The sequence below is a fragment of the Pseudomonas sp. MYb185 genome, assembly GCF_002979975.1.
Classification (GTDB): domain Bacteria; phylum Pseudomonadota; class Gammaproteobacteria; order Pseudomonadales; family Pseudomonadaceae; genus Halopseudomonas.
Genome location: NZ_PCQD01000005.1, coordinates 274,730 through 288,242, shown reverse-complemented (window position 1 = coordinate 288,242; position 13,513 = coordinate 274,730). Strand labels below are relative to the sequence as shown.

The following is a 13,513-nucleotide window of genomic DNA, read 5'->3' as shown; positions in this document are numbered from 1 at the left end:
ATATGACAGAACGCTTTCCGCAATATGAAGATTTGAAGTCAGGGGAACTTTTTGCAGAAGGCCATTACAGCGGGGGCCTGCGTCGAGCGGGCGCCCGACGTAGCCAGACAGGAGGGGCGGCGCGACGCTGACCGTCAGGCCAGCATCGCGGAGGGACTATCAGTGTTTGCGCACGATCACGCTGCCGATGGAATAACCAGCACCGAAGGAGCAGATAACGCCATGACTGCCGGCTGGCAGGTCATCCTGGTACTTGTGGAAGGCAATGATCGAGCCAGCCGAGCTGGTGTTGGCATACTCGTCCAGCACCACCGGTGCTTCCTTCTCCAGGTCGGGATCACGGCCCAGCAGCTTGCGCGCGATCAACATGTTCATGTTCAGGTTGGCCTGGTGCAACCAGAAGCGGCGCACATCGCTGACCGTCAGATTCAGCTCCTGCAGATGCGCGCCGATCAGCTCGGCCACCATCGGGCAGACTTCACGGAACACCTTGCGACCTTCCTGGACGAACAGCTTGTCCGGCTTGCCAATACCGCTCTCATCAGCCCGGTTGAGAAAGCCGAAGTTGTTGCGGATATTGTTGGAAAACTGGGTCAGCAGCTTGGTGCCGACAATCTCGAACTGGTGCTCGGATACCGCATCCTCGGCACGTTCGATGATCACCGCAGTGCAGGCATCGCCGAAGATGAAGTGGCTGTCCCGATCACGGAAGTTCATGTGCCCGGTGCAGATCTCCGGGTTGACCATCAGCACCGCGCGGGCCTGGCCGTTGCTCACGGTATTGGCCGCGGTCTGGATGCCGAAGGTGGCTGAGGAGCAGGCTACGTTCATGTCGAAGCCGAAGCCGTTGATACCCAGCGCTGCCTGGACCTCCACGGCTATCGCCGGATAGGGGCGCTGCAGGTTGGAGCAGGCGACGATAACGCCATCGATATCCGCTGCCGTGCGCCCTGCCCGCTGCAGCGCCTCGGTGGCGGCCTTTACCGACATTTCGCAGAGGATCGACCACTCGTCGTTGCTGCGTTCTGGAATCAGCGGCACCATGCGCTCGACATCCAGAATGCCGCTCTTGTTGACCACATGGCGACTCTTGATGCCGGAGGCCTTCTCGATGAACTCGCTGCTCGACAGCGGGGCCGGCTCAAGCTCGCCCGCGGCGATGGCCGCCGCGTTGTCCTGGTTGAAGCGTTCCGCCCAGGCATTGAAGCTGGCCACCAGCTCATCGTTGCTGATGCTGTGCGGGGGGGTGTACAAACCGGTGCCGCTGATCACTACTTTCTGCACGGTTGAGCCTCTTTGTATTCAGTCTATTCAGTGGTTTGGCAATGCATCGCCCAGGCAGGCGATACCCTATGGCGTGTTCGCACCGACATGCCGGCCCAGCCAGGACATGATCAGCGGGAAATGGTCATTGGCCGCCTGTGGGTGGGTCAACAGGTCATGGTGACCATAATCACGGGAGCTGCCGGTGCCTTTCTGCAACAGGACCAGTTGCGCATCGTGCTCGCCCAGCTCACGGGCGAAAGCCCTGACATCAGCAACATGCCCCATGCAGCGATCATTGCGGCCAGCCAGGTACAGACTGCTTGGCCACACGACGCCGGTCAATGCCGCAGCATAGTCGAAACCATCCTGCGGATCACGCCATTTGCCGCCATTTTGCCACATCCGGCTGTCATCATGCAGCTGTCGGGAAAGGTCCGCGCTACCGAGCCCGAGCGAACGCAAGGGCAGATAGCCCCGACGTTGGCCGATCAGCGGCGCCAGGCGATCCCACATCAGGTCGAGCAGCAGGCGTCGCTGCCAGTTGCGTTGCCGGCAAACCCGCCGTACCCCCAGATGGACCAGCCCGGCCACCTGCTCCAGCCAGTGCGGCTGGCGGATCAGGGCACTGGCCACCAGCACACCGCCCCAACCATGGGCAACCACAAAGAAGCGCTGTCGCGGATGCGCCTCGGCAAGCCGCTGGAACAGCGCCGGGAAATCCTCGCAGATCAACTGGTGCTGGGAGATATCTGGTATCACCGAGCTGCTGGAGACCCGTTCACGCAGGTCCGGTACATGGACATCGTAACCCGCTTCGGCCAGCCAGGGCGCCAGACCGCCACCGCCCGTCGGGCAGAACAGGTCACCGCGTGCCCCCAGGCCGTGCACCATGAGCACCGCGGGACCAGCAGCAGCGAAACGCCGTACCTGCAGCTGCCCGTCAGCGGCTACCGGTATGCAGAGTGATGTCATTCCTTGCCTGCCCTTTCTTCACCAGGCCACAGTGTAGCGACAGCGAGCATCTCACGCTGTGATCTCGTGCCAAAGTTTCTTCAAACGTTTTTCCGATACCGGCATTTTCGTACCCAACTGCTGTGCGAACAGCGAAACCCGATATTCCTCGAGCATCCAGCGCCACTGCTGCAGACGCTCGTCCTGTCGCCCTTCGAGGCTGTAACGCTGGGTCAGCGCCTGGTACTGCTGCCAGTATTGCTGGACTTCATCAGTCCACACCCGGTCACGCTGGACCTGCCCCGGCAGTTTGTCCAACCGCTGTGCTATCGCGGCAAAGTAGCGCGGGTATTGTGCCAGCCACTGCCCCGGCACGTTACGCACAAACCCCTTGTACACCAGTTGCTCCAACTGGCTGCGGATATCGTTCATGGCGATCGCCCGCGCCAGGTCGATCTTGCCCTTGAGCCGCTTCTGCAGGTCATGCCAGGCCTTGAGAATCGCCAGCACCTGCAGCGCAAGCTGCTCCGCAGCCGGGACGAACTCGGCACGACCGGCTTCGATGCGCTTTTGCAGCTCGGCTGGATCACGCGGCAAGGGCTGCTCCTGTGGCAGGAATACCCGATCGATCGCAGCCAGCAACACATCCTCGGTCAACTGTTGCTGGGTACCCAGCTCGCGATAATAGATGGCCGCCTCTTTCAATGGCGACAGTTTCTGGCGCAGGAACTTGGCCTGCTCGGTCAACGCCTGCAGGATCAACCGCTGCACACCCAGGCGATGGGCCTGTTGAGCCTGTACCGGGCTGTCGAACAACTGCTCGGCAACGCCTTCGCCCTGATCCACCCAGGCCGGCCAGAAGTCCACCTCGATCCCTGCCTGACGCTGGCTGACCTTGAGCGGCAATGCGGCCTGCCCCGCCGCTGCGGTCGACCTCACCGTCGGCATCGCAGGCGTCGCCGATGCGACCTGCCGCTCGGCCAGCTCACCGCTCAATTGGCGGCACAATGCGCTGTAGTCACGGCCGGAGGCAATTTCCTTGCCCGTGGCATCCACCACGGCGATGCGCATCAGCAGGTGCTCTTCCAGGGTGATGTCAGCCCAGACACCCTCCTCCAGGCGCGCACCGGTCATGCGGGTCAGTTCCCGCCCCAGCGCCTGGGTCAGACGCCCCTCGCCGAAGGGCATGCGCTCCAGAGCGGCCCGCACGAAGTCAGGCACGGGCACGAAGTTCTTGCGCAACGCCTTGGGCAGGCCCCGCACCAGTGCCACGCACTTGTCATACAGCAGCCCCGGCACCAGCCATTCCAGCCGCTCCTCGGGCAACTGGCGCAGCAAGGCCAGGGGCACGGTCAGGGTCACCCCATCAGCCACATGCCCCGGCTCGAAATGGTAGCTGAGCGGCAGCGCCACCCGTTGCCAGCGCAACGTATCGGGATACTGCTCGGCGCTGACCTCCCTGGCCTCGCGTTGCAGCAGATCATCACGGGTCATGTGCAACAACTGTGGCTGGCTCTGGCTGGTCTTCTTCAGCCAGCGCTCGAAACTGGCGAGCTGGTAGATCTCAGCAGGAATGCGCTCGTCGAAGAATCGATACAGGGTTTCATCATCCACCAGGATGTCACGCTTGCGCGCCTTCGCTTCCAATGCGTCGAGCTCTTCCAGCAGCGCCTGGTTGGCGCGGTTGAAGGCCGCCCGCCCGTGCCACTCGCCCGCTACCAGGGCGTGGCGGATGAACAGCTCGCGGGAGACCACCGGCTCGATCGGCCCGAAATGCACCTTGCGTTTGGGTACGATGATCAGCCCATAGAGGGTGACCTGCTCGAAGGCGACCACCTGGCCACGTTTCTTCTCCCAGTGCGGCTCGCTATGGCTGGTCTTGGTCAGGTGCGTGGCCAGCGGTTCGACCCACAGCGGATCGATCCTGGCCGCCAGCCGGCCATACAGCCGCCGGGTTTCGGTCAGCTCAGCCACCATCACCCAGGCCGGGCGCTTCTTCGCCAGCGCAGACGAGGGGTGCAGCATGAAGCGCCGCTGCCGCGCTCCCAGGTAGTCGCCCTCCTCGGTCTTGTTGCCCAGATGACTCAGCAATCCGGCCAGCAGCGCCTTGTGCACGGCATCGTAGCCTGCCGGGTCGGCATTCACCGGCAGCGTCATATCGCGACAGGTCAGCAGCAGCTGGCGATGGGTCTCGCGCCATTCACGCAGGCGCAGGTAGTTGAGGAATTGCCGCCGGCACCAGCTACGCAACTGGTTCTGTGACAGCGCCTGGCGCTGTTCCTCGAATCCGCGCCACAAATTGACGAAGGCAGCGAAGTCCGACTGGTCGTCACGCCACTGGACATGCGCCTGATCCGCCGCCTGCTGGCGCTCGATCGGCCGTTCACGCGGGTCCTGCACCGCCAGCGCGCTGGCGATGATCAGCACTTCGTTCAGGCTGCCGAGCCGGGCGGCCTCGACCAGCATCCGCCCGATGCGCGGGTCGACCGGCAGGCGGGCCAACTGACGCCCGATGTCAGTGATCTGCCCGTCCCGCTCGACCGCGCCCAGTTCCTGCAACAGATTGAAGCCGTCGCTGATGGCCCGCCCGTCCGGTGGCTCGATGAAGGGGAAATCCTCGATCCGGCCCAGGCGCAGATGCAGCATCTGCAATATGACCGCCGCCAGGTTGGTGCGCAGGATCTCCGGGTCGGTAAAACCCGGACGCCCGAGAAAGTCCGGCTCATCATACAGCCGCACACAGATACCCGGAGCCACCCGGCCACAACGGCCCTTGCGCTGATTGGCGCTGGCCTGGGACACCGGCTCGATCGGCAACCGCTGCACCTTGGAACGGGGGCTGTAGCGACTGATGCGTACCTCGCCGGGATCGATCACGTAGACGATGCCAGGTACGGTCAGGGAAGTCTCGGCAACGTTGGTCGCCAGAATCACCCGGCGCCCGGCATGGCTGGAGAATATCTTCTGCTGCTCGGCCACGGACAGCCGGGCGTACAACGGGAGTATTTCGGTATGCCGCAGGTTGGCCTTGCGCAGAAAGTCGGCAGTATCACGGATTTGCCGCTCGCCGGGCAGAAACACCAGTGCATCACCCGGTGGTTTGCCGGTCGCCCGTTCATGGGCTTCGAGCTCACGCAGCGCAGCGAGAATACCCTGGTCGATACTCAGGTCTTCCTCGACCCGGTTGCCCTCCTCGTCCACCTCCGCCGATAGCGGGCGGTACCAGACATCCACCGGGAAGGTACGGCCCGAGACCTCAATAATGGGCGCATCATTGAAGTGAGCGGAGAAGCGCTCCAGATCAATGGTCGCCGACGTGATGATCACCTTCAGGTCCGGGCGCTTCGGCAGGATGGTCTTCAGGTAGCCGAGCAGGAAATCGATGTTCAGGCTGCGCTCATGGGCCTCATCGATGATCAGGGTGTCATAGCGTGACAAAAAACGGTCGTTCTGGGTTTCCGCCAGCAGGATACCGTCAGTCATCAGCTTGACCAGAGTGCGCTCGTTGCTCTGATCGGTGAAGCGCACCTGGAAGCCGACCAGTTCGCCCAGGGGCGTGCCCAGTTCCTCGGCAACACGACTGGCGACGCTGCGCGCGGCGAGACGGCGTGGTTGGGTATGGCCGATCAGGCCATGCACACCCCGCCCCAGTTCCAGACAGATCTTGGGCAGCTGGGTGGTCTTGCCCGAGCCGGTTTCCCCGGCAATCACCACCACCTGACTGCTGGCGATGGCACGCTTGATCTCGTCACGCTTGGCGGCAATCGGCAGGCTGTCATCGTAATGCACCCGGGGCACACTGGCACGCCGTGCCACCACCCTGGCACAGGAGGCGGACAGGCGCGCCAGCCACTGCTCCAGTCGCCCCGGCTCCGGCGCCGGCTCACGGCCCAGCCCCTGCAACTGGCGCTGCAAGCGGTGACGGTCCGCGGACATGGCTTGGTCAAGATTGGCGGCAAGGGTGTCGAAATCGGTCATGCTTTCCTGTCTGTCAGAGGTGGCCACGCAAGGGGCATTCATGTCCTGCACGAATAAGCCCCGCCCGGAGGACCCGGGCGGGGCTTATTGTCGCAAAGAATCGGACGTTATGCTGCGCCGAGTTTCTTCAACTCCTCGTCACGCAGCTCGCGGCGCAGGATCTTGCCGACGTTGGTCGTCGGCAGGCTGTCGCGGAACTCCACTTCCTTGGGTACCTTGTAGGCAGTGAGCTTGTCGCGCATATGGGTTCTGATCTGCTCGGCACTCAACTCCGCCCCCGGTTCCTTGACCACGAACACCTTGATCGCTTCGCCGGTCTTGTCACTGGGAATGCCAATGGCAGCACACTGCAACACACCGGGAATGGCCGCCATGACATCTTCCAGTTCGTTGGGATAGACGTTGAAGCCGGAGACCACGATCATGTCCTTCTTGCGGTCGACGATGCGCATATAGCCATCGTCCTGGATGATGGCGATGTCGCCGGTCTGCAGCCAGCCGTCGGCACTGAGCACCTCGTCGGTGGCTTCCTGACGCTGCCAGTAGCCCTTCATCACCTGCGGGCCCTTGACGCACAGTTCGCCACGCTCCCCCAACGACAGCTCCTGGCCATCCTCATCGATCACCTTGCACAGGGTCGAGGGTACCGGAATGCCGATGGTGCCCAGGCGGATTGCGTTGGCCGGATTCACCGAGACGACCGGACTGGTTTCGGTCATGCCATAGCCTTCAGCCACTTCACAGCCGGTCACCTTGTGCCAGCGCTCGGCGGTCGCCTGCTGCAGCGCCATGCCACCAGACAGGGTCAACTTCATGCCGGTGAAATCCAGTTGACGGAAGTTCTCGTTATTGCACAGCGCGGCAAACAAGGTGTTCAAACCGACAAAGGCGCTGAACCTGTATTGCCCCATCTCCTTCACCGTGGCCGGGATATCCCGCGGGTTGGTGATCAGGATATTGTGCCCGCCCAGCAGCATGACCGACATGCAATGGAAGGTGAAGGCGTAGATATGATACAGCGGCAGCGGACAGATGATGACTTCTTCGCCCTCCTTCATCTCCACCGGCATCATCACCTTGCACTGCAGCATGTTGGCGACCAGGTTGCGATGAGTCAGCATGGCACCCTTGGCCACCCCGGTGGTGCCACCGGTGTATTGCAGCACCGCGGTATCTTCCGCCGCCGGGCTGGCTTCCTTGAAGCCGGCGTTGGCGCCAGCCTTCATCGCCTGGAGGAAGGGTACCGAGCCAGGAATCGACCAGGCCGGCACCATCTTCTTCACATGCTTGACCACGGCATTGATCAGCAGCCGCTTGAAGGTGGGCAGCATGTCAGCCACTTCCGTCACTATCACGTGCTTGACGCCGGTTTTCGGCACCACTTCTTCAGCCAGATGCGCCATGTTGGCCAGGCACACCAGCGCCTTGGCTCCCGAGTCATTGAACTGGTGCTCCATCTCCCGCGCGGTGTACAGCGGGTTGGTGTTGACCACCACATAGCCAGCGCGCATGGCACCGAACACCACGATCGGATATTGCAGCACGTTGGGCAGTTGCACGGCGATACGGTCGCCGGGCTGCAGGCCGGAATGGGTTTGCAGATAGGCGGCGAACTCGCCCGACAGGCGATACATCTCACCGTAGGTGATGGTCTTGCCAAGGTTGGTGAAGGCCGGCTTGTCAGCGAAGCGTTCACAGGATTCTTTCAGGACAGCCAGAACATTGGGGTACTGATCGGCATCAATCTCGGTGGGCATGCCCTCCGGATACTTGTCAGCCCAAAAATTCTCATGCATGAAGACCCCCTGGATGCGTCCGGTTGCGATAACTGCTGTTGTATTTAATAGAAGGCAGAAACAGATTTCGACCCATTCGTGAATATTTCACTCATTCCGGTCGAAAAGTGGCTGCAGCCTAACAGCTTTTTTCGGCTCAAGCCATAGCTTCCACCGCCCTGGAGCGGCCATCAAACGGTAGAACGCGGGAGTAGAAAACCGACTGTTCAGTCAGCCGGTTTTCCTGAGGGAGGAGATCTAGTCGCGCAGCTCGCGGCGCAAAATCTTGCCGACCGGACTCATGGGCAGGGAGTCACGGATCTCGTAGGACTTGGGAACCTTGTAGCCGGTGAAGTTGGCCCGGCAGTAGGCCTTGAGCTCATCGACGGTGAGATCAGGGGAAGACGGCACCACGAACAGCTTGACCGCTTCGCCCGACTTGTCATCCGGCACGCCGATCGCCGCCGCATTGGCGACTTTGGGGTGGGCGGCGACCACATCTTCGATTTCATTGGGATACACGTTGAAACCGGAGACAATGATCAGATCCTTGATGCGATCAACGATGCTGACGAAGCCGTCCTCATCGATCACTGCCACATCCCCGGTCTTGAACCAGCCATCGGCATCCATCACCTCGGCGGTCGCATCGGGACGTTGCCAGTAGCCTTTCATCACTTGTGGGCCCTTGACGCACAGTTCACCGCGCTCGCCCAATGGCAACTCGTTGCCCTCCTCGTCGATCACCTTCAGCGCCGTGCCCGGCACCGCCAGCCCGACACTGCCCAGCCGCGCAAGACCGTCACCCGGACTGGAGCAGACCACCGGGGAGCATTCGGTCAGGCCATAGCCTTCCCCGATGCCGCTGCCGGTCTTGCCCTCCCAGCGCTCGGCGGTCGCCTTGACCAGCGCGGTGCCACCGGAAGTGGTGCTCTTGAGCCTGGAAAAGTCCAGCTCCATGAACTCGGGATGCTCCATCAGCGCCACGAACAGGGTATTCAGCCCGACGATGGAGGAGAACTGCCACTTCTTCAATTCCTTGATGAAGCCAGGAATATCCCTGGGGTTGGTGATCAGCACGTTATGCTGGCCGGCCAGCATCATGCACATGCAATTGGCGGTGAAGGCGAAGATATGGTACAGCGGCAGGGGTGCGATGATGATCTCGCCGCCGTCAGCCAGCAGGCGGTTGCCCTCCTTGTCCACCTGCTGCATGTTGGCATACACCTGCAGCATGTTGGCCACCAGGTTGCCGTGAGTCAGCATGGCGCCCTTGGCCACGCCAGTGGTGCCGCCGGTGTACTGCAGCACGGCGATATCATCCAGGGTGCGCGAAACCGGTACCGGTCTGGCATCCCGGCAGCGAGACAAGGCGCTCTTGAAAGATACCGCCTGCGGCAGGCGGTAACTGGGAACCAGCTTTTTCACATGCTTGACCGCCGCGTTGACCAGCAGCCCCTTGAGGCCGGGCAGCATGTCGCCCATGCGCGCCTCGAACAGGTATTTGATCTCGGTATCGGGCAGCACTTCCTGCACCAGATGGCCGAACATGTTCATATAGATCAGCGCACGCGCGCCGGAATCAGTGAATTGGTGGCGCATCTCCCGCGCGGTATACAACGGGTTGGTATTCACCACCACCAGTCCGGCGCGCATGGCGCCGAATACGGCTATCGGGAACTGCAGCACGTTGGGCATCTGGATGGCGATGCGGTCGCCCGGCTTGAGGTCAGTGTATTTCTGGATATAGCTGGCGAACTCGGCCGAATGACGTTCCAGATCGGCATAGTTCAGCGTCACCCCCATATTGGTGAACGCCGGGCGACTGGCGTGTTTGGCGCAGGATGATTCGAATACATCGATGATCGAACTGAACTGGCTCAGATCAATATCGTGGGGCACCCCTGGGGGGCGTTTATCGTTCCAGAACGATGCTTCCATTGGCTCCATGTCTCCCGTTTGGAGTGCCAAGTGCCTGACCAGACACTTGCGCTGTTATTATTTACGCCGTACCCGCGTATTGGGCAAAATTACCAGCAATGCCGAAAAATACAAAATCCGCTTTTGTTTCATTACTTCTCTGAATATGGCTGCATGCCGCTTCAGATCTTATGGGGAGTCAATCCATGTCCATGTTGGAAAACCGCACCTACGATGAGCTCAACGTTGGCGATAGTGCCAGCCTCAGCCACTTGGTGACCGAGCGTGACCTGATCCTGTTCGCCACGGTCTCTGGGGATGTGAACCCGGTCCATCTCGATGAAGAGTTCGCCGCTGCCACCCCGTTCAAGGGCCGGATTGCCCATGGCATGCTGTCAGGTGCACTGATTTCCGCAGCCATCGCCTGCGAGATGCCAGGCCCTGGCACTATCTATATCGGCCAGGAGATGAGCTTTCTGCGCCCGGTGCGCCTGGGCGACGAGATTCGCATCGAGCTGGAAATCCTCGAGAAGCTGCCGAAGAACCGGCTGAAGATAGCCACGCGGGTCGTTAACCAGGAAGGCAAGAAGGTAGTGGATGGAGCCGCGACCGTGATGGCCCCCACCGAGAAAGTCGCACTGCCCAGGCCGCAACTCCCCCCTGTCAGTTACTGATTTCCCTTCTGCAGAAACGACAACGGCCGCCCTGAGGGGCGGCCGTTGTGGTTAATTCCAGAGCCAGACTTACTTGTGCTGCGCTCTGGGATCGGCAGCCAGCTCTTCAACCGAACGCTTGCGGGTACGCACCCAACTGATGCCGATAGCGATGATCAGGATCAGGCCCACCACACCCAGCATCGGATAGACAGTACCTACCAGCTTGGTGAAACCTACCTGGCTCAGACCCAGGCCTACCACCGCAAAAATCGCGCTCAGGACCTTGAAGCGGGTTGTTTCCGGTGTAGCAAAGCGGGCACCGAAAGCGAAGAACATACCGACCGCCGTGCTGTAGATCATGCAGATCAGTGCAAGGGACATCAACACAGCCAGCCAGGGGTGGATCTGCTGCGCCAGCAGCAGGGTGGGAATCTCGATGCCCACCAGCTTGTCCAGATTGGCGAACAGACCAACGTTGAGCAGAATGATCAGGAAACCCAACCCCAAGCCCCCGCCAACGCCACCAAAAGCGGCTGCCTTGGGAGATTTGGTCAGCCCACCGATTACCGCCAACATGGGGAAGCCTACGGCGATATTGAACGAAGCATACAGCAGACCACTCAGCGCCCAGTTCGGTACCTCGGCACCCAGGAAGGTGATGACCTGTACCTCAGTGGCCGCCTGACTCAGCTCTGCGCTGGTGCCTGTACTGGTATAGATGGAATAGACCGTAATCGCCAACACCATGACCAGCAGAAACGGCATAACCGCGCTGATCAGGTTGATGATGCCCTTGACGTTCAGGCACAGGGTGCCAATCACCAGCACCGTCATCAGAATGGAGCCAACCAGGGGAGCCAGACCGAACTGCTGAGCCAGGGTCGAGCCGGCTCCAGCGAGCATGACCACACCTACCCCGTACAGGAAGAAGGACAAGATGACGTCCACAACAAAACCGGCTTGCCGACCGAATAGGCTGTACAGCACCTGTTTATGTGAATCTGCCTGCATTATCGAGCTGATACGGGCAATGTGCATACCGAGGAAGGCAAACAGCACAGCCGCAACCACTGAGCCAGCGATACCAACGAGTCCATATCCGGTGAAGAACTGCAATACTTCATTACCGGAAGCGAAACCGCCGCCAATCACCACAGACATGTAAGCCAGTGCAATCTGCAAGGAATGTTTGTTCATTCGTCTATCTCAACTTGGATTTATAATTTTCGGTCTGGCCGCCCTATTCACGCTGGGCGGCAATAACTGACATTTCCACCAGAATGTCCGACTCGCACATTCCGGCCTCCACAGTGGCTCGCGCCGGGGCGACGCCCTCGGGCAGCCAGCGATCCCACACGGCATTCATGCCGCCGAAATCGCGCTCTATATCCTTCAGGTAAATGGTTACTGAAAGAATATGCTCCTTGTCGCTACCAGCCTCGGCGAGCAGCTTCTCGATTTCCTGCAGCGTTTCCCGTGTCTGCTGCTCGATGCCTGCTTCCATGCTCTCACCCACCTGGCCGGAAAGATAGACCGTGCCCTGGTGGATGACGATCTGGCTCATACGCCGATCAGTGTGCAGTCGCTGGGTGCGCATGCTTATGTGCCTCCTGGTTATTGCTGTAGCGGGAAATGGCGAGCCCTTCGGTGCTGATCTGCGGGGTCTTCTTCGCCAGCAGGTCAGCCAGCAGTCGTGCCGAACCACAGGCCATGGTCCAGCCCAGGGTGCCGTGACCGGTGTTGAGGAACAGGTTCCGGTAGCGGGTCGGCCCGATGATCGGCGTACCATCCGGCGTAGCCGGACGCAGACCGGTCCACAGATCGATGGACGAGGTATCGGCCCCTTCCGGGAACAGATCCTGAACGATCATCTTCAGGGTTTCGCCCTTGCGCGGGTCGATCTTCAGATCGTAGCCGCGGATCTCGGCCATGCCACCGACTCGAATGCGGTTATCGAAGCGGGTGATGGCCACCTTGTAGGTTTCATCCAGCATGGTGGATACCGGGGCCATGTCGGGATTGGTGATCGGCACGGTGATGGAGTATCCCTTGAGCGGATAGATCGGTGCCTTGATACCCAAGGGTGCCAGCATCTGCGGGCTATAGCTGCCCAGAGCCAGCACATAGTTATCTGCGGTCTCCAGCTTGCCATCGATCCACACGCCATTCAGACGGTCGCCGGCATAGTCCAGGCGCTCGATATTCTGGTTGAAGCGAAACTCCACACCCAGCTCCCGGGCCATCTCGGCAATCCGGCGGGTGAACATCAGGCAATCGCCGGTCTGGTCATTGGGCAGACGCAGGCCGCCGGTCAGCTTGTGCGCGACCTTGGCCAGGGCCGGCTCGGCGCTGGGCAGGGTGTTGCGATCCAGCAGTTCGTAGGGCACGCCCATCTGTTCGAGGACAGCGATGTCCTTGGCCGCGCCATCGAGCTGTGCCTGGGTCCGGAACAGCTGGGTGGTCCCACGCTGACGTCCCTCGTACTGGATACCGGTTTCGGCACGCAGCTCATCCAGGCAATCGCGGCTGTATTCGGACAGACGCACCATACGTTCCTTGTTCACCGCATAGCGGGCTGCAGTGCAGTTACGCAGCATGCGTGCCATGAACAGGTACTGATTGATATCCGCTGTCGGCCTGATCGCCAGCGGTGCATGCTTCTGCATCAGCCACTTGATGGCTTTGAGCGGCACACCGGGCGCCGCCCAGGGCGAAGCGTAACCGGGTGATATCTGGCCGGCGTTGGCATGACTGGTTTCCTCCGCAACTGCGGGCTGGCGGTCAACCACGGTTACCTCGAATCCTTGTCGGGCCAGATAATAGGCACTCGCGGTACCAACAACGCCACTACCAAGAACCAGAATACGCATGTTCAAACTCCTCGCCCACCGGGGCCAATCACGTTGGACCGGATTATAGGAGAGCCGCTGCAGTTGATTTCACTGTTTAATCCGCTATATTTGGCAC

Annotated in this window: 9 protein-coding genes; 1 reads left to right on the top strand and 8 read right to left on the bottom strand. The window is 60.9% G+C overall.

Going from position 1 to position 13,513, the window contains the following annotated elements; all coding sequences use genetic code 11:
- Nucleotides 1–159 precede the first annotated feature (159 nt).
- From CQ007_RS10080 to CQ007_RS10060, 5 genes are all read right to left on the bottom strand, one after another.
- A complete protein-coding gene (locus CQ007_RS10080) occupies nucleotides 160–1,284 on the bottom strand; it encodes a beta-ketoacyl-ACP synthase III (RefSeq protein WP_105645695.1) in 1,125 nt (374 codons plus the stop codon).
- A 66-nt stretch (nucleotides 1,285–1,350) separates the two neighbouring features.
- A complete protein-coding gene (locus CQ007_RS10075) occupies nucleotides 1,351–2,238 on the bottom strand; it encodes an alpha/beta fold hydrolase (RefSeq protein ID WP_105645694.1) in 888 nt (295 codons plus the stop codon).
- 51 nt (nucleotides 2,239–2,289) lie between these two features.
- A complete protein-coding gene (gene hrpA, locus CQ007_RS10070) occupies nucleotides 2,290–6,195 on the bottom strand; it encodes an ATP-dependent RNA helicase HrpA (RefSeq protein WP_105645693.1) in 3,906 nt (1,301 codons plus the stop codon).
- A gap of 107 nt (nucleotides 6,196–6,302) precedes the next feature.
- A complete protein-coding gene (fadD1, locus tag CQ007_RS10065; RefSeq protein ID WP_105645692.1) occupies nucleotides 6,303–7,991 on the bottom strand; it encodes a long-chain-fatty-acid--CoA ligase FadD1 in 1,689 nt (562 codons plus the stop codon).
- 237 nt (nucleotides 7,992–8,228) lie between these two features.
- Nucleotides 8,229–9,911: a long-chain-fatty-acid--CoA ligase gene (locus CQ007_RS10060; protein ID WP_105645691.1), complete on the bottom strand. Its 1,683-nt coding sequence runs from the start codon at nucleotides 9,909–9,911 to the stop codon at nucleotides 8,229–8,231.
- A 185-nt stretch (nucleotides 9,912–10,096) separates the two neighbouring features.
- On the opposite strand from CQ007_RS10060, the gene CQ007_RS10055 reads away from it, so the two are divergent.
- Nucleotides 10,097–10,564 (top strand): MaoC/PaaZ C-terminal domain-containing protein, encoded by a 468-nt coding sequence (locus tag CQ007_RS10055; RefSeq protein WP_105645690.1) that lies wholly within the window; start codon nucleotides 10,097–10,099, stop codon nucleotides 10,562–10,564.
- A gap of 69 nt (nucleotides 10,565–10,633) precedes the next feature.
- Here the strand turns inward: CQ007_RS10055 and CQ007_RS10050 are convergent, their stop codons facing one another.
- The 3 genes from CQ007_RS10050 to CQ007_RS10040 are packed head-to-tail and all read right to left on the bottom strand — an operon-like array spanning nucleotide 10,634 to nucleotide 13,416.
- Entirely contained in the window at nucleotides 10,634–11,743 is a 1,110-nt protein-coding gene (locus CQ007_RS10050; protein ID WP_105645689.1) for a hypothetical protein, read from the bottom strand.
- Between the two features lie 43 nt (nucleotides 11,744–11,786).
- Nucleotides 11,787–12,143: a RidA family protein gene (locus tag CQ007_RS10045; protein WP_105645688.1), complete on the bottom strand. Its 357-nt coding sequence runs from the start codon at nucleotides 12,141–12,143 to the stop codon at nucleotides 11,787–11,789.
- Nucleotides 12,118–13,416: a D-amino acid dehydrogenase gene (locus tag CQ007_RS10040; protein ID WP_105645687.1), complete on the bottom strand. Its 1,299-nt coding sequence runs from the start codon at nucleotides 13,414–13,416 to the stop codon at nucleotides 12,118–12,120. The genes CQ007_RS10045 and CQ007_RS10040 overlap by 26 nt, the downstream gene beginning before the upstream one ends.
- Nucleotides 13,417–13,513: the final 97 nt, after the last annotated feature.

What these genes read in the sequence shown, in the direction of transcription:
- CQ007_RS10055 (WP_105645690.1), top strand. Translation starts at nt 10,097, where the DNA reads ATGTCCATGTTGGAAAACCGCACCTACGATGAGCTCAACGTTGGCGAT.
- fadD1 (WP_105645692.1), bottom strand. Translation starts at nt 7,991, where the DNA reads ATGCATGAGAATTTTTGGGCTGACAAGTATCCGGAGGGCATGCCCACC.
- CQ007_RS10075 (WP_105645694.1), bottom strand. Translation starts at nt 2,238, where the DNA reads ATGACATCACTCTGCATACCGGTAGCCGCTGACGGGCAGCTGCAGGTA.
- CQ007_RS10045 (WP_105645688.1), bottom strand. Translation starts at nt 12,143, where the DNA reads ATGCGCACCCAGCGACTGCACACTGATCGGCGTATGAGCCAGATCGTC.
- hrpA (WP_105645693.1), bottom strand. Translation starts at nt 6,195, where the DNA reads ATGACCGATTTCGACACCCTTGCCGCCAATCTTGACCAAGCCATGTCC.
- CQ007_RS10050 (WP_105645689.1), bottom strand. Translation starts at nt 11,743, where the DNA reads ATGAACAAACATTCCTTGCAGATTGCACTGGCTTACATGTCTGTGGTG.
- CQ007_RS10040 (WP_105645687.1), bottom strand. Translation starts at nt 13,416, where the DNA reads ATGCGTATTCTGGTTCTTGGTAGTGGCGTTGTTGGTACCGCGAGTGCC.
- CQ007_RS10060 (WP_105645691.1), bottom strand. Translation starts at nt 9,911, where the DNA reads ATGGAAGCATCGTTCTGGAACGATAAACGCCCCCCAGGGGTGCCCCAC.